We start from the raw sequence: 20,871 nt of genomic DNA, 5'->3' as shown, positions 1-20,871 counted from the left end.
CAATGACCAGCGGTTTAAAGAGACAAAGTTTTCAATTTCAAAACACTCAAAATAAGAAGGTAACATGAAGCAAAAACTAATCTGGATGCCCAAAGCAGAAAAACGTGAGAATGGGCTAATATTCGAAACTCCAAACATAGGAACAAAGTCTCCTCACCGCCTGTGGACGCTTTATTCGGAACAGCAAAAGAGCGAACCACCCGCTTTACCTTACAAACCTCAACATCTCGCTAATGGATTTATGGAAGAGCGTCTCCATGATTGGTTCACAAACAACGGCAAGTTGCATTACCACACTAGAATAAACCAAGGAGGAAACTGGTTGTTGTTAGAATACAAATAGATAGAGAAACTTCAGAATATTGCCTTTTAATCTGATTGTGGTACTATAGCTAAGGTTTAAAAACGCAGGTAAGGTAACAACACAATGAAAGGTAAATCTGTAAGCGGCAACGCAATTTCTGGTATCCGATATGCTTTCAATACTATTGGTAAGCACATCAGTAAATCTCAAAAAATTGATGATTCACTGCTTGAAGAACTCACAGAATTAGCCAGCGTTATTTTTACTGATCTACAAAAAATCGACGTTGTAAAAGCTCGCGAATTCGACTTGTTTATGTCTTCACTAAAGAAAACAATCACAGGTGCCAATTCAGCTATATGTTGGCGTAAAAACACACGTGAAGACTTAAACTATCACATCATGAACAAAGGGGTCAGCAAAGCCGATCTTGAAAAGAAATTTAGTGAGTTTATGTTGTGTGATATTGAGACCACTAAGGTAACAAGTAAACTACAAATTATGTGTACTGAGGGTTCAAAGATGGCTTATTCGTACCGTTGGATTTCTGTTACTGGCATTGTAGCCCCACTTGGTATCATTAAGGCATCTTAATCATGACCAAGGTTTTAAGATATTCGGTCACTCAAAGTATTGGTCAAAACCCAATCTCTCATAAGTCAGCAACCAAATTGCTCGATGTGTTTCTTGCTGATTTTCATGCTGGTCATCACATTCTCATAGATTTTAGCGGAGTTAAGCATTTAGCTCCGCCCTTCTTTCACAAGTTAATCTTGGTTGCCTCTGAGGGGACTAAAGAAGGATTCGAGAATTTCCAGCAAAGAGTTGAATTTGCTAACTTGCCTCCACTTGGTCAAAGGATTGTATCTGCAATGCTAAGTCGGTATGCGGAAGACTTGAATAATAAAACTCTGCAAATGCTGAATACCCCGCCAAGGAGGCTGGGGGACGTAATCAAGGAAGATTATCTTCAAAAACATGGTCTTTGTAGTACTGTGCTCTCTTACCTGATTCACGAAGATAAAACTAAAATTGAAGAATGCTTGAATTCGAAAGTGCCATTTTGCCCAGTATTGCTTTGTAAGCTTGCTGTACTATTCTCTGTCGAACCTCAGATGTTTCTTGATATCCAGTCCAAGTGGCAAGCATGGACAATCTCTGAACATGAAGTGTTGTTAGCTGGTGATGTGACGCCCCTCAGTTCAAAGTAACTAAGCCTTCTTGATCAGAAAAGGCATACGCGCCATGGAACGTATGCCTCTCAAACTTATTATTCTTCGTTGCTTGGGCAATCATCGGAAGGACAACGAGATCCTTCCTTTAAACCATTCTCTCCAAATGTCTCAAGCTCCCACTCAAGATCGAACTCTCGGTAACAATGAATGCATACACCTTGTTTGTTTAGCATTTCGTTCTCCCTAAATCTTGCGGCTGATGGTTGTCATATCTTCTTTAACAGAAAGAGATAGTTGGCCGACCATTTGCTCAATCTTACCTAGCTCATTCACAACAACACCTACAAAACCCGATGAAGTGTGAATGCTTTGAACTAATTGAAAAAACTCACCTTCAAGGTTGAAGAGTTCGCCAAGTAGCTGGAACATATCTGACATTCCCTGAATTAGAAGACTCGGTGTGATGACATCGCCACCATCTTGCTCGATTTTAAGTAAATCATACTCTTCAATGTAACAAGGACAGGTTGCAAAATCAGTCTTTGACTCATCCTCTGTCAATTCGCCGTACATCAAGTTTGTCTTATTAAAATTACCATTCTTCAAGATACCCGCAACACGCATTGCCAGTGATCTTGTATGTATTTCGCTAAGCTTTGTTAATCCTTGCACGTCTGTAAAGTTTTCAAGAAACGTGTTTACTCTCGATAAAATTCTAGAGAGGTCTTCAGCATGTGCCAGAAGAACGCCTACACCAAGTCCATAATATGTGTGGTTAGCTGATGTGTAAGTGATTACCTGTTGCTTAACGGCGTCATAAATCCAAGGTCGATCGCTGATCACCGGAACTACCTGAATGACAGGGGCAAAGAATTTATCTTGATCTAGAGTTTGTTTTAGTTGAACAAAGTTAGAAAAGATTTGACCACATAAATCTTCGTAATTTTTCATAATGTTACCGTTACCTGTGCAAAAAAATGGAAGAGACCACCTCTTCCATAAAATTGATTATAACACATCAACTTGGTGTTGCAATGCCAAATTGAGAAAATTAATCCCAATCTTCATTATCAGCTTGAGACTGCAACAAATTTGCAAGAGCCCTTTTTTGATGGTCACATTCCCCACATTAATTTTTGATTATTTGGTTAATTTGAGTGTGGGAGCTTAGGACATCCACCAGCATCAAATACCCAACTAAATTTACTGACGATTGGCTTAATATACCTATCGCACCATGACAGAGTTCTTTGTTTAATTTGAACGCCTTTTAAGGTCTACCGATCGCCTTAACTTGTAGCAAAATCTTCTTGATATAGATTCTGAACATGATCCGTTAATGTAAAGTGACTCCTAACATCTACATCTTCTTTAGCACCAAAAAGACAAGCCACTTTCTTTGCATTTTTCTTTACTTCAGCGTTACTGGTGTACGCGTAATCGTATTCAAGCATAGCCGCTCTAAATGGCGTCTCGACACCCTCAATTTTAATCATGACGTGATACTCTCCAAAGATACCACCCTCAACCCACACGTCCTCCCTAAGTGGCTCAATAGTCCCTTCACACCCTGCCAACTCTTCACCAATGTAAGGGATGCTATCGAACGAACCTGCCATTTTTGCAATTTCATAGGCAATCGCTTTAGAAGTCTCTGGTGATATGTATCTTGAATCTATCTTCACAAGACCAAAAGGGAAAGGGTCATAGTTTGAGTCATTGTGTTTTACATATATTACGAGTGTTTTGCTGTTTGTCCTATGTAGCCATAAAGTTGTTGAGACAACCTCTAGTGATTGAACCTTGTTTATGTTTAGCTCATCAATTTTGCTTTGAGTCATTTATCTTCCGCCCTTTCAAGATTCAGCATTCGCTTCATAGTCGTCTTCAATGATTTGTTTCATTTCATCTAGAGTTCTATTTGAAGAAAAGAATTCTACGTTATCGTAACCAAGGTAGGATGCCATCTCTTCCGCATTCATTCGTATCCCTGCGTTACTAGTGTATCCATAGTTGTAGTTAAGTGTAATTGCTCTGAAAGGAGTGTCGTTCTCTTCTACCGACACCATAATGTGCTTTTCTCCAAACATACCTGACTCTATCCAAACTTTCGTCACAGAAGGGTCTTTAGCGTCGGAGTTTATGTTCAGTGTTTCACCATGTATTTCAAGTGATTCCTTTACACCTGCAATAATGGCAAGTTTTGTCACAATCTCTTTGGTAGTTCGCGCTGAGAAATAGTCAGGGTTAATTTTCACTACTGCAAAAGGGAATTCAGTGAACCTTGGGTGGTTGTGCTTTGCGTAGATCACAAAGGTATTTTTGTTCGTGCGCTTTACCCACACCGATGTTGAAATGACGTTCACTTTTTCTACGCCTTGTATTATATCTAGACTCGGATCATTATCGTTCATGAAATGCATCTTGTTGAATTGGTTGTTTTGTAATAGTGCCACAATGACTGATTGGCATCAATGTTGTTGTAGCTTCATTGGTGCTGGTGGATGTTAGTCTTCCTATGGACAATTAGTAATTAGAATGTAATAGAACTCAAACGGATGTTGTGGCATTATAACTTTACTGCAAAGACTACTGCACAAATCATTCACGAGCATGTGCCGCTCTTGTGAAATTGGTTTCTTGTTTCCGTACTCAATAAGTGGCGAAAGGGTTTTTATTGTTTGGATAATCTCACAATGAGGTGAGGCAACTTTAACAAACAGGACTTGCATACTGCGTGGGCGCGTTTCCAATTCGTATCTACCCATGGGCGGCTTGTCTAAACTTGAATAGGCAAAATTGACACTTAACTCACACATGTTAGTATTGGTTAAAACTAATATTCAAGAATGCTAGGTCACCTTAATGTCTAAATTTGTTATTCAACCTAACGGGCTTATTTGCTTCTTTGACTTCTCAATTGACAATTTCAATGGTTACAACCTCAATATTCGAGAGGCGCTTTCGGCTTCTGTTAATGTCTTTGGAGTATCTCGAACTAATGCTTACTTCAGTTTATATCGTGTGCTTAATTTCGATACCAAGACCCAAAATGAAATTTGGTCTGAGTGTTTAGAAACAGTCAAACTTAAGCACAAAAAGATTGATAGCCATATTATTTCAGCTTGTACTGAGAAACAGGTCAAAGAGCTTGGAGAACTCCCTGAAAATTCGCACGACTACAGTATCGATTGTGTGGGTGAACTTACCGATGATTCGATCACTATCATTGTTCAGGCACTGGAACTTTGTAATGGAGGTTGGCGTTATGTTACCGAGAAAACACATCACCCTAAATCTATTGAGTTAGGCATGACAATCAATGAGCGCTATATCGAAATTCGGGGTGATAAGCCTGACAACAATGAAGACATGACAACTGCTAAGCAAGAGTGCTTACGTAATTTTAAACTACAAGTTGCCGTCTAATATAGCTTCTCACACTCACAAAAACCTCCTGTATCTCGCGGAGGTTTATCTTTGTTAAAAGTGATCGGCGGTTCAGAATTCATTGACACTTTCAGGATAAAAATCTCAGATGTAACGTATTATTTTCTATGGGATTCTGTACGGAAAAGTATTTACTGAAAATGCCAAGTGTTTCCAGACCTCTGGAAAGTACCTTAATCAACCTTACAGTAGTTAAATACGCGGTAAGGGGTTCTGTTTTCGTGGTACTTACTTCCACCCTCGGGACTACTTAAATATCTATAGTTATCGCCGTCTGAATCTGCACTACCTGTATGACCGCGACCTCCCCTGTACCCATAAGGTGCCCAACGCTTTGTAACCCATGCTTCGCCCCATGGCACAACATGCTGATGTTTCGGCATTTCGCTATAACTTAACTTGTGTCTTTGTTTTCCGCCAGTTCGGTTCATGTAGTAGTAGTAATCTAACGTCCCGTCATTAAGCCTCCCAGAACCAACTATCGTCCGACCCTCCATACCAGCAACTTTACTCGTGCCTTTCGGGCAACTTCCATTAAACGCGAAAACCATGCCTGATATTAACCCCCTCTCCGCCTTGTAGACACCAGACACGCAAGATAACAACTGCCCATTGGCTGATCTAGCAATCGACCCAATTGTGCATTTCTGCCCCTCTACCTTAGAAACTCGTATGTATAGATCATTAGTGTGGGTTGATTGAGCTTTAACAAACATTGACTCTATTTGACCGCTCGCTTTAATGTCCTTAGCTTTGATGTTACCAGACACCTCAACACCTCCTTTAACACGAACATCTGCGCCTACGGACAAATCATCATTAACTGTCGCGCTACCAGATACCTTGAGATCTTTTTGGATAGACAAGTCACCTGAAGCATCTACATTACCTTCACTGTCGACATTAAAAGCTATTCCCCTTCCGCCTTGTTTTGCCATACGAATGTATCCATCAACCTTAACCGACGTTATGTATGCCTCCGCAAAGACAGAGCCTGACTGTTCTACAGCTGTCATTCCACAAAGCACTTTACTCTGATTGCCTGCGCTATCAATATTGGTGCAGAAGACAGGACTCATGCTTAAATTGTCAGAGACGATGTTGTACGAACCTAACGAAGCTTCATTGCCCTGAAGGCTAAGGAAGTCGCTTGAGCGGTCAAACTCAAGTCCACAAGTTGTATCGACCTTCGTTGAACCCTCATAACGAAAACACCTTGCAGGTCTTGCTGCGCTTGAAAAAGTTAAGCTGTTCCGCATTGAGTTCTCTCCATTCACTCTTAAATGGTAGTCTTCTGCGATCCCTAACTTATTTAACCTGAAGGTAGCTCGAATCCCACAACGACTCCTCAAATTAAAACACTCCCCAATGGTCAACGGTTTGTTTGTGCTTCTATCTACGTATGCGTACTCATGAGCGCCTGTAATGCGCACTACGTCGTTTAGTTGTGCTGATTCAAGGATTCGCCCGAAATGAGGAAAAAGGTCGTTAAAACGCTTCTCTGGGGAGAAAATAGTAACACTCCATTCCTGAAGTAAATTACCTGCACCTACCCTCTCAGACTCAGCCTCAAACCCTTTCAATAATCCCTTATTTAAATCACAAGGTATTAGTCTAATATCTTTATTCTCTTTTAACTTAGGTTGCCATCCCCCAAGCACCCCACAATCGGGGTTATCCGCAGCCACCAGTTCTTTGAGTAATCCATCGATCGTAGATTGTGTTGTTTTCCATTGAGAATCCCAAATTACTGGGCTTTCTATACCATCCAACATGACTCTTTTATCTACAGCTGAGACTAGTGAAGCTAAGTCTCTCCCTAGTAAGTTGTAATCATGTTTAACCATCTCAGAGCTTTCATACTGCGCCCTTAATAGCACTGAGGCTGAAACAATGCCCATCGCTAATATTGCTTCAAGCAACATAAAACCTTTATTGCTCTTTATCATGTGTTTATTTGAAGCATAGGTTTTATAAATTAATGTTAAAACCCCTTATTCCATAGTTTTTAAAAACAGGACTTCGTTTGACACTTATTAGGGAGTTTGCAAAAATAATGTACACAAACAAGAGGGTTCCCCAATGTTATTTAGTTTTAAGCTTCATTCTGTCGGAGCTAATGTTTTCTTATCAGGTGAAGTAAAGGCACAATCAAAGTCGTATTCAGAAATTAGACTGGACTCAAATACTGAGATTGTCATCAATGCTCGCTTTCCATGTAATGACGGTGGCTGTAACGCCCTGACGATCAAATCAAATCGCGATGCAATTAAAACACTAATTTCTAAAGGTTTTGATGCAATTGCTCTATCAGAAGATGGAATGCAGATTTTAGCCGCTAAATCTTCTGATGGGAGATGGACTGAATCAGGAGCTGTTAACAATATCGGATGTATTGAACGTGTAGACGATGAAATCAAAGTTGTTATTTACGAAGAGCTAGTCTTAACCCCAGCTCGCGAAGAAGATAACGAAAACCTTAAGCACCTATATGGTTTATCAAACATCCGATACTCAGGTGTGTTTGTTGGAAAGCCTGATTTGTTTAACCCTGTTGTCTTCATAAACGGTGTACCCGTCGCCTTAAGGGATGAAGACTGCCTTCCAGAAGAAAAGCTAGAGATGCAGGAAAAGCACGATCTTGAGGTTTCCATGTGCGGTAAGCTTATCTCAGAGCACATGCAGATGAACGAAGGTAGTATTGAGTCTCTTATTGTGTGGGACTGCGATTACGAAGGTACATCAATTAAGAATGTAAAGTTGTATGAAAATCAATTTTGCAAGGACTTATCAGCGAAGTTTAGCCACTCAGTTATTGTAGAAGCTATCGAAAATACAATGAGTTAGATTAAGGTTTAATTGCAAAGCCAAATGGTTGTGGTATTATGATTCGCACTAAAATGTCATTATAATGCCACATCATAGGTCATCTAATACAATGAGTGAGAAGAACATCTCTCGTGCGCTAAAGCGAGAGTCACTAACTGACAAACAAATCTTTGCCCTTCTAAAAAGAACACTACCGATCGAAGAAGCTATCAAAAGTCTTGGTAAACGCTTCTATGCACAATACCACTTCACTAGCACACTAAATACTCTTGTGCTAGAAGTCGCCGAAAGTCGCGATCTAGAAATCCCAGAACCAATCACATTTAAACACGATTTAGATGCTTCACACGCAGATCTGCTACTTCATAGTATCTCAAGAAATGCCCTTCCAAGACATGACGGTGAACTAAAGGTAGTCCGCGAAAAGACGGCACCTGCGATCTTAGAAAGAATGATGGTCATTACAGATAACGGAAAACACTTGGGTTCATATTATGAAGCCACACTCCGTGACATCGGAGTTACAGTCCCTGCATTAATCGAGTTGAAAAAAAATAAGTGATGAAGAATGATTTTCATACAGTCTTCACGTCATTAGACCTCACAAAGATTTTGCATGGAGAGAGTGTCGAGCTTTTTGTTGACGAGCGATTTAAGTGTTGTTTGCGCCGCGAGCGTAATTGGACAGATCTTGTTTTAGATATATTCTCTGCTGAAAGCGATGTCTTTCCAGTTGACTCAAAATTGATTTCAGCTATCACATCCTTAAAACTTAAAGGAACGATCGGAGCGGCACCTCAAGGCATTGAAGATATCGACTTTTTCTCAGATTACATGTCGCACGAATCCTCTCAGTATTGGCGAGTCTCTATGGATGATTCACTAGATCTTATCAACAAAAGAGGCTCTGGAATCAGAGATGCTTTAGACTTGTGCTTCGGGTTTCTAGCTGCAAGCAAGAAGCAAAGTGTTGAACTCAGACACCAATATATCAATAAGGTTGTTTTACCCGCTTGGAACCTTGAAAAAGAAAAAGAAAGACAAAGACTTGCAGACAAAGAGATCGCAGCGGAAAAATTGTCTGTTAGTAGAAAATTAGAGCCAAAAGATGTCCAAGAGATTGTCTCTAAATGTCTGGTGGAAGAAGACAAGCGTGGTGAATCCTGTTTAGTCCACATCGTCAACATCACCGAACAAGCCGTTATATAACGTACTCTAAAACTTGTCAGGTTAAAAAAAGTGACAAAAACCAAGTGGCTGGAAACTATTGGCTAAAGATGAGTGGATAGATATTTAGCCCTATATGGCTATGCACTACATTGAATACCACTACACACCAAAAACCTTGAGTTAATCAAATCTATTGAAAGTAAAATAAAAGTGCTAGATAACAATCGATCTAGCACTTCTCCAAACAGCTCATTCCGAGCGATACCAAGGATGAAAAACTTATAGCTCTGGCATCATGTTTTGAAAGAAACTATCCGCACCTTCGGTATAGTACTCAAGCCCTTCTGTGTAACTGAAAGAGATCTGCCAATTAAGAACTAGATTCTCAGGCTTTTCTACATCTACCCAAATCGACTTCCCGCCTGTAGCTGCGAAATTATTCAGTAGATCTGTGATGTACGAGAAGTATGCCTGTGTACCCACAACAATCAGTAAATCAGCTTTTCTTGCAAAATCCACCAGCTTTGGGTAATCCATTTTCGGCATTTCTTCGAACAAGACAACGTTAGGACGAAGATGGCCACCACAGCCTGTACAGCGTGGAATAGATACGTTTGCAAGCTGAGGCAAGTAGTTATCTTCAATCTCGCCACAAACCGTGCACACAGCGTTATGTGCAGTGCCGTGCACCTCGTGTACTGCTTTACTGCCAGCTGTTGTATGTAGACCATCACAGTTCTGCGTTACCAAATGGAATTCATCTGACTGCTCTTCAAGTTTTACGAGTTTATTGTGAGCTAAGGTTGGTGCTACATCGTCGAAATTGTCGAACAACTCTTTCATGTACGACCAAACTTGAGATGGGTTTCGTTTAAGGTTTGTACCAGACAGAACATCTTCAATTGGAGCGCCATATTTTTGTTCCAACGCTTTGTAAGCTCCGTTTTCGCCCCAATAACAAGGAATGCCAGCAGAAACTGAAATACCAGCGCCAGTTAAAACTAGCACCTTTTTACCTACATAATCCTCTTTTGTTAGAGGCTTTTGTAATTGATTCATCAACAAAATTTCCTGTTTATAATTGTTGTTTGATTATACATTACCAGACACGAAATCAATAACGCAATAGTTTTTGAAAACATTTGACTTGACTGGCTAGGTGTCTAAAATGGTTGCATACAATTTCAAGATTTGGCGTGTGTAAGTCTAAGGCTTCAGTGCCGCCATTGGCTGACTTTAGACATATTGCTGCTTATGGAAACATTAGACGTGGTACAGGGAAATAATAAGAATGACTTTTAAAGTTAAAAGCAAAGAAGATTTACAAGCTTTCGTGTGTGATGCCCTTGATTCATTGGGTATCGAAGTAACTGTTGAGACAATGGCGGAGCTATTAATGAGTGTAGCTCACAGGGCGGGAGAAGATTTTGATGTTGATTTGGGTGAGATGGGACAAGTAAAGGTTCGTCCCAAGCTAACCTCGACCAAATTAGATGCTTAATATGACCAAACACAGATCGCTAGCTAGATTCCAATCATGACTTGGGCGCTTTGTCTTAACTGGAAGTAAATTCATCTAGGTCAACTCCAGACAACAAAAAAAAGGAAGAATAGCTCTTCCTTTTTTTTTATTATCTAAACAAGCGTGATTAGGTAAACATTTTCACAAAACTAAGAGCTTCTCTAGCGTCAGGATAATCCTTTGCAGCTTCCTCTAATGGCTCTTTAGCATTTATGTAGTCACCTTCTAAGGTCAGGTAGCAGCCATATTCCATTTTAATTCTTGGGACGGCGGTAACATCTGAATGCTCATGAGGGGTAAAGTCAGGGCGTAACACAAGCCTGTACAATGACTCAACCCACAACCGCGCAACGATGAACATTTCTTCTAGTTGCTCAATAGATCTTGCGAAATAGATAAGCTTAAATGCTGGAAACAAAAAGCCGTATTCATTTGCTAGGTAATCTGCTTCCTCTTTTAAGCCTAAGAATTGCTCCTCAATCTGTTCATCATCAAGCTCCTCAAGGTTCGAGGCAAACCTTTCAATTTTTAAATCCAAAATAAACTCTTTGTTCTTCTGGTATTGTGACAAGCCTGCTTCGTTCAGGGTTCGCGGATCGATGGCTGCTACACCTCTCTCACCAAGTAAGATTACATCCATTGTCTCAGACCGATGAGTCTTCGCAGCTATCAAGGCATCGTGCAAAACAAATGGGTTACCTTCTTCAGCCAGATCGATACATAGATCAACAGCTGCATCTTGGTGCTCTCCGCCTTCTAGGAAGTAAGATAGATTGCCTGAAATCAACGACAAGAAATCAGTCTTGTTGTGAGACCACTCTTGTATGTCTTTGCGTACTCGAAAAAGAAGATCGAATGCAGTGCTATAAATGTGTGGATGGGCACGATAAAGAGCAGTTTGTTCTTTTACGTTCCTCATTAAGGTCTGGAAAACAACCTCTCGTGCAGCAGGTACGTGAGAACCTACCATCTCAGACACAATGTAAAGCATCACACGCTCAGAGTTCATTTCTGGTGAGAAACCATTGCCACTTTCAACTGCATTAAGGTAACTGCCGTATCTGAGTCTTTCTCCCTCTGCAAACTCATTACCATATTTGGAAGCATAAACAAGGTGATCGATAGGGTTACTAAGAACATCGTCTTTTTCTGGCATCCAACCATGTACAATAACTAATTCAGCTAGGAGTTCAGCCGCCACTAAGTGTAGGGAAGCAAGAATTTCACTTACATCAGCCTTACCCACTAGTCTATTGGCGTAGTCAAAACCTTTACGAACAGCGTCGAGTGCAGTCATATGACTTTCAAAATTATTGTAGTCAGCGTGCTCTCTTATAGCCTTAGCTGCCATACACCATGACTTAGGGATATGTTTTTGCATCTCATATAAATCTTTGCCTGTAGGGGATATGACAGAGTCAGCAAACATGACTTTAGATCTGTATGGTAAACCTTTAAGCAGGAGTTCACTGGCATCCTTGTAGTTTTTGATGCCAAGTGTCCCAGTGTAGATCATCATACCAAGATGAACCTGCGCCCTAGCGCAGTTATCTACATCTGCCATTTGCCAGTACAATGCAGCGTGCTCATAGGTAGGTCTTTCATTCCAGAGCCCCTGAACAATTTCAAGACGTATATCTAGGTAAGGTTGTACTTCATCATCTGGCATATCTTTGTCGACGGCTTCTGGATTACCTAGTAAATGATACGACTTTAAGTCGTCTTCACTAAAATAGTATGCAAGATGGCAAGCACTAGTAGGCAAAAACGGAAAGTTAGTCGCTACCAAAAATCGTGAATCTCGCCTTGATAGATTAAGCTCTCTTTCGATTTGCGCGGCAATGGACTCAAGATGGACTGAAGTTATATGCAGTTCTGAGTTTGACAGGTTTGAGTTTTTGAGGGTTTCCCTTTTCAGATGAACCCAGTCTGAGTATCCAGATAACCTCGACACAACCTCTTTCGCTTCTGAAAGGTTTGCAATTCCGAATCTTGATTTAAGGGATTTGGAGATCGACGTTGGCTTTCTCATCGATGCATAGAGAATTTTAGGCATAACATTATCCTTGTCGATGTCAGTCTAATTTCTATACAGATGCGGAAATTAATTAGACACCTTGATTTAAAGGAATATGTCTGAATTAAGGGGGTTTTTATCACTACCTGTCGGTTTACCAGCATCTGATGGCTTGGCCTGTGAACTGCCTACTAGCGATAATAGTTGATAAATTAGCGATGTCAACATTTAACAATCAATAGGTTATGGGTAACCACTGCTTGTTCTATGCCGAGCACCGCTACAACCTAGACTCAATAGGTCACAAAACCATCAACACATCTTTTGCTCATAAATCACTAATGTCGAGAATGATATTTTGAGCCTTGTAGCCCGCCTTACTCTCGACCACAAGATTGATGTGTTTAACCTCTGTGCCCAGTTTCCAGATGAAGCCATCTTGGTCGTATTCAGCATTGATGAGATGTGCACTACCTAATCGCTCCAAACGTTCTGCTTCAAGTTCTTCACATTCACATTCATCGTCTGTTGGCAAGAAGCCTTTGGAATCGAAGTAAATTTTCTCACCCGAGTACACGTCTGTCTCTGAAACCACTGCACCATTCATGTATAGCAAGTCGTCTTTAACACCGCTAATGACCACGAAGCCGCCTTCCTTAGCTATAGTCAGCATCTCTTCAGAGAGTTTCGCTGAAGTTGGTGTTGGTAGGTTCTTGAGTGCATCTGCAAACTCTTCAATACTCATCATACTTTATATCCTTTAAGTGAAAATTAACTGTATTTAACCGTCGCGCTATTGCAGCGGAGGTTATGAACAAAAAAACCATAAGTCTTTTAGAAATCCAGAATCTCTTTGTTTAATGGTGCTCTAGTAGTGACCGTTCCATCAGTAGAGAAGAAGTGAACATACTCCACGCTGCCCGACTTCAGATCGTCACTCATGTAAACTTCTTTTATTGATATGCCGAAAACTGTAGGTGTAAGCAAGCAAACGCGTAAAATGTCATCGCTCACCTTGATCATTTGTTTCCCAAGGCAGTCCAGTTCTCGACCACACGCCACCTGCATTTTGTATGATTGCATGGAAACCACACCTTTCCCTGACAGAAGTGACATTGGCATAGGTGGTCGACCTCTTATATCCAAGATAACATGAACACTTAAGACTCGATTTGAATGAATCTGGTTTGCACACATAATGTTCTCAAAGTCACTAAAAGTCCTAAGAACAATATCTACAACGCCGTGGTGATTGTTTTTTGAAAGAGTTTCAAAATTGCATGTCATAATTATCTTGATTCATATGTTTTTGATTTTGAGGTATAATGCCACAATTGGTGTTGCAATGCCAGTGTGATTTTTTTGAAAACCACAGCAAAAAAAGGAATCAAAATGAGTTGTGCAAACAAAGATGCTTTGAATTCAGCTATTGCAGAAATTAGAGAAACAAAAGGCTTGTATGCTTTTTGTTTAAGTGATTTCACTAAACGAGCAAAAATGAGCCGAGATAACAAAAAAGTCGAGGTTGTTATTGAACTACCAGCTGATCAATTAGGTGTTACGGATTTAAGGAGTTTAAATCAGAATAGTAGCGCGTTTGACGATCTAAAGCTCATTCCAACAGTCGTTCTTATCGCTCAAGATGAGTATGAGACCACAAAAACAAACCAGCAAGAGAAGTAGAAAAATGAACCATGACGGAACAATTAAGATCGCAACAGCTGAGAGTATCACTGGTGGGAGAATTCAAGCCCACTACACAGCTATCAGCGGCTGTTCTAATTTCTTTTTAGGCGGGATTTGCGCATACAGCCTAGAAAGCAAGGTTAGTATCCTAAAAGTTGATAGAGACCTTGCTGAGCGAACGAATTGTGTTGACACGGAAGTGGCTAAGCAAATGGCAATCGGGTGTCGTGAAATTTTCGGGTCTGATGTAGCTATTGCAACAACGGGGTATGAATCAGACTATGAACATAATGGTGTTATGCACAGTGCAATTGCTCATCTTGCTGTAGCGTTCGATGATGAGATCGTGACAAGAACTATTGCTCCTGTCGGAAAAACTAGAGAAGAGCGCCTTGAAAGTGTTAAACAATCTGCTTTGGATTTTGTTCTAGACGCTAGTAGAACTAACCTCAACGCTAAGGGACTTGTAAGCACTGCCAAAAGACTGCTTTCATCGGATTAAGTCGTTTTTTTGGTGAGTACACTTTTGATCTTGTTTCTAGATTAAGAGCTCGCACTAAGGCACTATTGAAGGTCATCAGATAAAACAATGGGCACCATAGCGGTGCCCATCATTCCAACCAAAGCCTAACTACTCTAGGCAATTGATAGGGTTGTAAATTTTACAACGACCATTTGATTTAATTAACTCATTCACCGTTGTCTCTATTTTACCATACAAAGAGTAAACATCTTCTGGGTTTGCGTGTTCAAAATATTTGTCGTTGAGCTTTTTGTCTCTATCATTAAAAGCGTCAATGACTACGCCCAAAGATAAAAGTTTAATTGCTTTATATCTCGACATCTCGACCAAACCTTTGCCAGAAAATGGAGCGTAAATACCCACTTTTGCTTGCTCATATTGCTCTATAGCCTCCTCAAAAAGCTCTCCACCCTCTTCTCTCGCAAGTGATTTCATAGAAGGGATTACGTATTTATCAAAATGCGCCAAAAGGAAGTCTGAATACTCCTGTTCTTTACCATCAGATTTTAGAGCTAACGCAATCTCTTTTGAAAGCAGAAGTGCATTTTGGTTGAATAGGTCATCTTGCAACCCATTGGCATGACTGTACATTGTGCTTGCGAGACCAGAGATAGCATCCCTTAATGATGAATCCACTTCCCCTTCACCTAGAATGTCATTGACATCTAAAACTCTAAATCTAGATACATTATTGTTCTCGAAATCAATCATAATGGTACTTTGGTATGAGCCTATGAATATATCGTCCAATGAACTGTTTTTAATTGGCTCAAGGTGCCTTGATAGTGCATTCTGGTATAAAAGCGAACCTAAAACCATTAGCATTGGTGCCCAGATCAAACTTAATTTTACAGCAGAGATTGTTGTTTTTTGTGCAACCCTGTCAATTGTGTAGCCACCCGTAAAGCTCATCGTATATGTGCGTAAAGTGAGAGCAATGGAAGTTAGTATTGGGGAAACGATCGCAACCAGACAAACAACAATTTTAGGTAATCCATCAACACTACCGAATGTGTTAAATGCAAGTACGCCTAAACTCAATGATACTGGCAAAATGTTTAACAGACTAAGAGAAGTTGATAACCCTCTTCTGTACATTGGTTTGTTGTAGTCGTTTTTGTAGACAGATTTTACAAAATCGATATGAGGAATTTTCTTTGTGACTGAAATTACAAACAATTGAAGAAGCGATGCAAACCAAAACATAACTACAGCTACCTCAGTATTCCCAAGACCAAAGATGTATTCAGACTTACCCAGCACTTGCGATATAAGTATTGCACTGCTGATTGAAACAACAATACAAAGAGCGATTATCAGTGAGTCATAGTTAGATCTTTTTCTAGTCGACGCAAGAATGTAAGACAATACACCTAGTGCACAAATGACCCAGAACATCCATTCTGGAACAACAATGCCTTCAAAAGGTATGCTCAAAAAGTGCAAACCCACTAGAAATATAAAAACGTGTAAAACTACTAGATAGAAAGGTTCGACGTGCTTCAATGCACCATCTGTATTAACCAATTTGCCCACCCAATTGAATGGGTTGTTTTCAGCTAACTTTTTCGCAATTCGTATTGAGTATGAGTTTTCAGAAGCTGTCGCCTCTCTCATCTCTCTAAGCTTGTTTTTGATAACTGATGGCAATAACCAATTATTTGAGTTTAAGTATGAATCTTTATCGTCAAGAAAAGACTGCGCGGAACTGGCTCGCTCTTTTAGGTAACTCAGGTAACCCATGTTTGGAAGGATTTGTAGCTGTGCTAATAAACACAGTATTGCAATTACATGGTAATCAAGTGCAAGTGCAATCAATGGCAAAAATGCCCATAAAAGGTGAATCGAATATAAATAAATCACGATGTTGTTTTATTTCACGGTAAACAAACAACATCGCGAATGCAAGTTTATGGTTTCGGTGCGTGCCTTTGTTGCACCTTAGCCAATTCAGGCTTATTACTCGACTGTGATGAAATTGCCCTCTTTAGCTTGTTCTCAAATCTTGTTGGAGCTGGTGGCAAAACTGGTTGATGCTCCGCTCGTTCCTCAAGGAAGTTATCTAGTTCGAAACTGTTATCGAATGCGTGCTTTGCGGCACCTTTGATGTAGGACAGGTCAAGGACGATAAATGAGTCTTCTGTCCCATTCCCCTCGAAGGCATTTTCGTACCTTACAATTTTAACCCCTTTTGATGAAAGGAGAGATTTCATCTCGCGTTCTCCACCCGAAACATTTACCTCTGCACCCAGCATTCTTGATGCGCAATGTAGTGCCGAAGCGCTACTCCATGCCCCCTGATCGGTAAGTCTAGCAATCTTAGATATATCTGAAGTGTCAATATCAACCTCAAACAAAAAGACTTCACCCTCATCTTCAAGCAGCTCTTCAGAAATTTCTCTTACTTGCTCAAGAGTGCCTAGATGAATGCCCAATTGACCCGTTGTGAAACGCAAATCGAACTCATCATAATCAGACGAGGTAGCATGGTACAACCTCGTTTTATTCCCAAGTGAGTCCGATTTCTTCATATAAACCGTATCTCCAGCGAGTCTTGATACTTCGAATCCCTTTTTCTTTAAGATATGCTCCATCGCAGGGTTTACGACATAAGTTTCAAGAGTTAAGTTGCCATCGATATTTTCCTGTTCATAAAGCTCAATGAGAGCATCAACAATAGCTGTCCCAATTCCGCCACCCTGAACGCCCTCCATAACGGCAACATCAAATTCGAATTTATCACCATCAACTGCTGAGAACCCCACTCCAACTGCCTGATCCTTATCATCAAGCACTACAAACTGTAGAGTCCTATCGGATGTAATTCCGATCCCCGCATTGTTTGCAAGCATCCATGGGTCAAAATCTGCAACTGTGAGACCTTCAATAGCGTCAACTAGTGTGTAGTTATTATCCATTCTCTGTTTATTTTAAGTTTAATTAATTTGAAGTGATGACCAAAACTTTATTGAACAGAACATTTGTGGCACTATAGCTGCATACCCCGAGTTTGGAAGCCAAGATATTATACGTGCGCTAACTAACTCACTCACAAAATCAGTTATAACTACGAGGTAACGATGAGTTCATCGAATAAAGGCGACTTTTTTGTAATGCTAACGACCCAAAACGGTGGTTGCACCCCTCTAATGAATAAAGAAGACTCCACGATGGCAGAGCCTAATTTAGCCACTTTCACTTCCGAGTCAGAAGCAAAGAGTGCAGCTGAAACATCTGTTCTTGGTCAGATGTTTGGGTACGAAGTCTTTGAGCGCGGTTGTGGTTGTTAGATACTTATCTTGAGAAAAAAATGAAAAGAAACCGATTCTTAAAAACATCACCCCACGGGTGTGTTGGGAGTAACGTTATGTTCCACGGTGAACGAGGTTACGTTTCCGATGTCGATGAGGCACTTGTTTTTACTCTAGATGCAGCTCAAAAGGAAGTTGATTCTGGCTCTTTACGAAACGGCACAACACAAGAATTGTTTCTGAGTGCAGATCACGTCGAAGACCTTTCAATATTAAAGGTTGATTGTCAGCTTATTAAGCTAAAGTACCCAGAGAGCAAAGACGAAAATGATGAATATGTCGTGTATCGTAAAGGATATTGGGATGGGAATAACTTAGCTTTTGCGACTGAAGATCATAACAGCTTCGACTATACCAAAGCTCTGATTTTTAATGAGCAAGAACTTAAAGATATGTGTTCTGATGTGTGGGTTGCTGTTCCAAAATCACATACCGATCAGATCGCCAGAAGGAACTTCCAAGAAAAAGATATCAATCGAAGAAAGATGATTTCATCTGCTGGAATTGTAGGCATTAGGAAATCACGAAAGAAGCAATCTAGCGGTAAAAGTCGCTGGAACTGTCCTACGTGTGGCAAGATTGTTTGGCAATACAATCCACATGAGTTTATGTCCTGTTCAGATAAATACTGTGATGATTACGATGGATATTTAGCGGCAGCTTTTTAACTTTGAACACGCTGAATTAAAGCCCATCCCCAATAGAAAAATCCAATAAGCAGCAATAGAAAATGATTGAAGAGATAACTTTCGACCTGAGTGAAAAATTTTCAGACTACTATGGCAATAACCTACCTTCCCTTCATAGGTTGGGAGGAAGAATTCAGTTCAAAAAAGGCTTGAATATAATTTTAGGGCCAAACGGCTCAGGTAAATCAACAATCCTAAAAGCCATCTCTCAATACCTAGCCGCTGAACATACTGGTGTTAGTATTGTTACGGATAGTTGGATTAGGGATCTTCGTTGGGAAGATACAATTCTTTCGGGCAAAGAGGCGCAAACAATAAAAAGCCCATACACCGTGTCTCACGACGGTCAGCCAATTGTTTTTGGCGATCCAAGGCGTGCTATGGGCTTAAGTCGCGGTTACATCGATGACAACATGTACTCTCAAGGTGTAATCGAACAGCTCGAATCAAGTACAGAGTCTATGGGGGAGCAATGCAACCGCCGATTAATCCCATTTATTGAATATCTTTTAAATCCAGACGACAGCTTGCCGAAAGAAATTTCAGTTCAACAAGAGCTCTTGAACTCAAATACTTTGTACGCAAACCGTACTAGGGCTGCACTCGACCAGAATTTGAAGGCAACCATCCCTTTAGGGCAAAGAACTGTATTATTGGACGAGCCAGAGGCGGCACTAAGTATTCCCGCACAAATTATCTTATGGAAGAAGGTGTTATCACGCCCAGATGTCTCGGAAAACTACCAGCTAATTATTGCCTCAAACAACATGGCATGTCTCGGTATTGAAGGTGCTAACTACATTGAACTCAAAGGCGGATTCTTCGAAGCTTGTAATAAAGCAGCTCAAGATGAACTTTCTCTAGAGGACTTAGGTTACTTCGCGGCTAATATCCAAACAAAGCTTTCGACCGCAGAAGAAAAGATGCTACAGCGCTCTTCAAGTGAGAACCTCGATTACGACTACAGAAAAGCACCAAATTCACTAAAGAAGCTTGAATCTATCGATTTTGTACGAAGTTTCAGTTTGCGCCGTTCACGCTTCAAAGAGCTGGCTAAGGACAATATGAATCGAACAGAAAAAATTAGACTACAAAAAAGATGTGACAACCTATACCGTTACCAAATTACGGAAAAAGGCTTACAGTACTTAAACATTCTTAAAAACTAATTGTTTTTAGCTCATGTACACAAAAAAAGGCTCCAAAAACGGAGCCTTTTAAACTACAAGGCACTTAACGCCTGAGCTAATTGTTGTTCTGGCGTTAAGCCTTGCGACTGCAACTCTTTAACGCGAGAGGTTGCCGATTTGACAACATCACCAACGAAACTTGTTAGTTCACGTTTTCGTTTTTCGTATGCTGAGTTAATAGCTGTGATTGCCGTGGTTCTCTCTGCTGTAGGTAGTTTAAAACCATCAACCTTCTTAAGAGCACCTTCCTTCATTATGTCCAGTGTCTCTACACGCTTTGCCTTAGAAAACTTCTTATAGTGATTTTCAATACTGCCAAGCGCCAAACCTTTTATCGTTTCCATACTTCATGCCTTAAATGAACTTTATTTGGCAAGTATTACCTTGCGCATCAACACTGAAAAATTTTGAACCTTTATCAACTGAATCAAAAATCAATTGATAAACATTAAGCGCTAGCTGCAAATGAGGGAGAGCTTCATTAATTGTTTTTGATGCAGTTAGCCCACACACATCCTCATAAATCGATCTTGAGACACGTTGTCTCTCTTCTGCCATTTCTTTAATCTCAGGGATCTCAAACACAAAATTGCATGAGAACTTTTCACCAGTAGCATCAACTTCATAGAATTGTACGCCTTCTGACTTATCCTTCATAAGCTCTTGCGTTACAGCAATCGCTCGCTCAATAACAACTTGAGCTTTTGAGAATTTACTAGTCCCCGCGAGCTTGATAACTTGCTCGTAAATCGTTTTTGTTAAGCGGATCTGTTCTGTACCAATGACTGATAAGCATTTTAAGATCATAATTGAAACCTGAATTGTCACGTTCTTGATGACATAAATAATGCGACACAAAAACGTGACAGTCAACCTAAAAGTGGCATTATTTAAAAATATTTAGATTTCGGTTCACAGGTTTTCTAGTTTGTTTTTAAAAACAGATTCGTTTGTAAGTTCATTAATCAAGTCGGAAAGGTTTTCAAAATCCCAACTGTGAATGTT

At 40.3% G+C, this 20,871-nt stretch carries 26 protein-coding genes; 13 read left to right on the top strand and 13 right to left on the bottom strand.

The genetic code is table 11. The annotated features are described in order from the left end of the window. The first annotated feature begins 64 nt into the window (after positions 1–64). The 3 genes from KJB35_RS00565 (at position 65) to KJB35_RS00555 (ending at position 1,515) form a co-directional block, all read left to right on the top strand. The gene (locus KJB35_RS00565) at positions 65–343 is read left to right on the top strand and encodes a hypothetical protein (protein ID WP_285468907.1); all 279 of its coding nucleotides are present in this window, start codon (positions 65–67) and stop codon (positions 341–343) included. An 84-nt stretch (positions 344–427) separates the two neighbouring features. Continuing rightward, positions 428–898 carry a hypothetical protein gene (locus KJB35_RS00560; RefSeq protein WP_285468906.1) on the top strand — a complete coding sequence of 157 codons (471 nt, stop codon included), beginning with the start codon at positions 428–430 and terminating at the stop codon, positions 896–898. A 2-nt stretch (positions 899–900) separates the two neighbouring features. Next, positions 901–1,515 carry an STAS-like domain-containing protein gene (locus KJB35_RS00555; protein WP_285468905.1) on the top strand — a complete coding sequence of 205 codons (615 nt, stop codon included), beginning with the start codon at positions 901–903 and terminating at the stop codon, positions 1,513–1,515. A 59-nt stretch (positions 1,516–1,574) separates the two neighbouring features. Here KJB35_RS00555 and KJB35_RS00550 read toward each other — a convergent pair whose 3' ends face one another. The 4 genes from KJB35_RS00550 to KJB35_RS00535 all read right to left on the bottom strand — a co-directional run bounded on the left by KJB35_RS00550 (position 1,575) and on the right by KJB35_RS00535 (position 3,893). Further along, complete coding sequence (locus KJB35_RS00550; protein ID WP_285468904.1) at positions 1,575–1,712, bottom strand: hypothetical protein; 138 nt, start codon at positions 1,710–1,712, stop codon at positions 1,575–1,577. A 10-nt stretch (positions 1,713–1,722) separates the two neighbouring features. Then, positions 1,723–2,430: a hypothetical protein gene (locus KJB35_RS00545; RefSeq protein ID WP_285468903.1), complete on the bottom strand. Its 708-nt coding sequence runs from the start codon at positions 2,428–2,430 to the stop codon at positions 1,723–1,725. Between the two features lie 338 nt (positions 2,431–2,768). Further along, positions 2,769–3,320, bottom strand: coding sequence for a hypothetical protein (locus KJB35_RS00540; protein ID WP_285468902.1), 552 nt, complete (start codon positions 3,318–3,320; stop codon positions 2,769–2,771). Between the two features lie 15 nt (positions 3,321–3,335). Then, positions 3,336–3,893, bottom strand: coding sequence for a hypothetical protein (locus KJB35_RS00535; RefSeq protein ID WP_285468901.1), 558 nt, complete (start codon positions 3,891–3,893; stop codon positions 3,336–3,338). Between the two features lie 451 nt (positions 3,894–4,344). Between KJB35_RS00535 and KJB35_RS00530 the strand changes: the two genes are divergently transcribed. Then, the gene (locus tag KJB35_RS00530; RefSeq protein ID WP_285468900.1) at positions 4,345–4,908 is read left to right on the top strand and encodes a hypothetical protein; all 564 of its coding nucleotides are present in this window, start codon (positions 4,345–4,347) and stop codon (positions 4,906–4,908) included. A 194-nt stretch (positions 4,909–5,102) separates the two neighbouring features. Here KJB35_RS00530 and KJB35_RS00525 read toward each other — a convergent pair whose 3' ends face one another. Next, positions 5,103–6,878 (bottom strand): hypothetical protein, encoded by a 1,776-nt coding sequence (locus KJB35_RS00525; RefSeq protein ID WP_285468899.1) that lies wholly within the window; start codon positions 6,876–6,878, stop codon positions 5,103–5,105. A 133-nt stretch (positions 6,879–7,011) separates the two neighbouring features. Here KJB35_RS00525 and KJB35_RS00520 point away from each other — a divergent pair, with 133 nt between their 5' ends. The 3 genes from KJB35_RS00520 (at position 7,012) to KJB35_RS00510 (ending at position 8,967) form a co-directional block, all read left to right on the top strand. Further along, positions 7,012–7,776, top strand: a complete 765-nt coding sequence (locus KJB35_RS00520; RefSeq protein ID WP_285468898.1) for a hypothetical protein — start codon at positions 7,012–7,014, stop codon at positions 7,774–7,776. A gap of 91 nt (positions 7,777–7,867) precedes the next feature. Further along, on the top strand, positions 7,868–8,320 hold the full coding sequence (locus KJB35_RS00515) for a hypothetical protein (protein WP_285468897.1): 453 nt from the start codon (positions 7,868–7,870) through the stop codon (positions 8,318–8,320). Next, a complete protein-coding gene (locus KJB35_RS00510; protein ID WP_285468896.1) occupies positions 8,320–8,967 on the top strand; it encodes a hypothetical protein in 648 nt (215 codons plus the stop codon). Before KJB35_RS00515 ends, KJB35_RS00510 begins: the two co-directional genes overlap by 1 nt. Before the next feature lie 240 nt (positions 8,968–9,207). Here KJB35_RS00510 and KJB35_RS00505 read toward each other — a convergent pair whose 3' ends face one another. Continuing rightward, on the bottom strand, positions 9,208–9,987 hold the full coding sequence (locus KJB35_RS00505) for a Sir2 family NAD-dependent protein deacetylase (protein ID WP_285468895.1): 780 nt from the start codon (positions 9,985–9,987) through the stop codon (positions 9,208–9,210). A 232-nt stretch (positions 9,988–10,219) separates the two neighbouring features. On the opposite strand from KJB35_RS00505, the gene KJB35_RS00500 reads away from it, so the two are divergent. Continuing rightward, positions 10,220–10,429 (top strand): hypothetical protein, encoded by a 210-nt coding sequence (locus KJB35_RS00500; RefSeq protein WP_285468894.1) that lies wholly within the window; start codon positions 10,220–10,222, stop codon positions 10,427–10,429. Positions 10,430–10,577: 148 nt separating this feature from the next. Here the strand turns inward: KJB35_RS00500 and KJB35_RS00495 are convergent, their stop codons facing one another. The 3 genes from KJB35_RS00495 to KJB35_RS00485 all read right to left on the bottom strand — a co-directional run bounded on the left by KJB35_RS00495 (position 10,578) and on the right by KJB35_RS00485 (position 13,550). Beyond that, the gene (locus KJB35_RS00495) at positions 10,578–12,506 is read right to left on the bottom strand and encodes a hypothetical protein (protein WP_285468893.1); all 1,929 of its coding nucleotides are present in this window, start codon (positions 12,504–12,506) and stop codon (positions 10,578–10,580) included. A gap of 289 nt (positions 12,507–12,795) precedes the next feature. Then, positions 12,796–13,215, bottom strand: a complete 420-nt coding sequence (locus tag KJB35_RS00490) for a hypothetical protein (RefSeq protein ID WP_285468892.1) — start codon at positions 13,213–13,215, stop codon at positions 12,796–12,798. A gap of 86 nt (positions 13,216–13,301) precedes the next feature. Further along, entirely contained in the window at positions 13,302–13,550 is a 249-nt protein-coding gene (locus KJB35_RS00485; RefSeq protein WP_285468891.1) for a hypothetical protein, read from the bottom strand. 279 nt (positions 13,551–13,829) lie between these two features. On the opposite strand from KJB35_RS00485, the gene KJB35_RS00480 reads away from it, so the two are divergent. Then, the gene (locus KJB35_RS00480; protein ID WP_285468890.1) at positions 13,830–14,150 is read left to right on the top strand and encodes a hypothetical protein; all 321 of its coding nucleotides are present in this window, start codon (positions 13,830–13,832) and stop codon (positions 14,148–14,150) included. Positions 14,151–14,154: 4 nt separating this feature from the next. Further along, complete coding sequence (locus KJB35_RS00475; RefSeq protein ID WP_285468889.1) at positions 14,155–14,655, top strand: CinA family protein; 501 nt, start codon at positions 14,155–14,157, stop codon at positions 14,653–14,655. Positions 14,656–14,784: 129 nt separating this feature from the next. On the opposite strand, the gene KJB35_RS00470 is transcribed toward KJB35_RS00475, so the two are convergent. Together KJB35_RS00470 and KJB35_RS00465 are read right to left on the bottom strand one after the other, a co-directional pair. Beyond that, entirely contained in the window at positions 14,785–16,539 is a 1,755-nt protein-coding gene (locus KJB35_RS00470) for a hypothetical protein (protein ID WP_285468888.1), read from the bottom strand. A gap of 47 nt (positions 16,540–16,586) precedes the next feature. Beyond that, the gene (locus tag KJB35_RS00465) at positions 16,587–17,594 is read right to left on the bottom strand and encodes a GNAT family N-acetyltransferase (protein WP_285468887.1); all 1,008 of its coding nucleotides are present in this window, start codon (positions 17,592–17,594) and stop codon (positions 16,587–16,589) included. A gap of 162 nt (positions 17,595–17,756) precedes the next feature. Here KJB35_RS00465 and KJB35_RS00460 point away from each other — a divergent pair, with 162 nt between their 5' ends. From KJB35_RS00460 to KJB35_RS00450, 3 genes are all read left to right on the top strand, one after another. Further along, positions 17,757–17,966 (top strand): hypothetical protein, encoded by a 210-nt coding sequence (locus tag KJB35_RS00460; protein WP_285468886.1) that lies wholly within the window; start codon positions 17,757–17,759, stop codon positions 17,964–17,966. Positions 17,967–18,043: 77 nt separating this feature from the next. Next, a complete protein-coding gene (locus KJB35_RS00455; RefSeq protein WP_285468885.1) occupies positions 18,044–18,655 on the top strand; it encodes a hypothetical protein in 612 nt (203 codons plus the stop codon). Between the two features lie 62 nt (positions 18,656–18,717). Further along, positions 18,718–19,845, top strand: a complete 1,128-nt coding sequence (locus KJB35_RS00450) for an AAA family ATPase (protein WP_285468884.1) — start codon at positions 18,718–18,720, stop codon at positions 19,843–19,845. 53 nt (positions 19,846–19,898) lie between these two features. Here KJB35_RS00450 and KJB35_RS00445 read toward each other — a convergent pair whose 3' ends face one another. Next, positions 19,899–20,210, bottom strand: a complete 312-nt coding sequence (locus KJB35_RS00445) for a hypothetical protein (protein WP_285468883.1) — start codon at positions 20,208–20,210, stop codon at positions 19,899–19,901. Positions 20,211–20,220: 10 nt separating this feature from the next. Continuing rightward, positions 20,221–20,673: a hypothetical protein gene (locus tag KJB35_RS00440; protein ID WP_285468882.1), complete on the bottom strand. Its 453-nt coding sequence runs from the start codon at positions 20,671–20,673 to the stop codon at positions 20,221–20,223. Positions 20,674–20,871: the final 198 nt, after the last annotated feature.

The sequence above is a fragment of the Vibrio sp. D431a genome, from assembly GCF_030248655.1.
Taxonomy (GTDB): domain Bacteria; phylum Pseudomonadota; class Gammaproteobacteria; order Enterobacterales; family Vibrionaceae; genus Vibrio; species Vibrio alginolyticus.
This window is presented reverse-complemented; position numbering and strand designations above follow the sequence as displayed.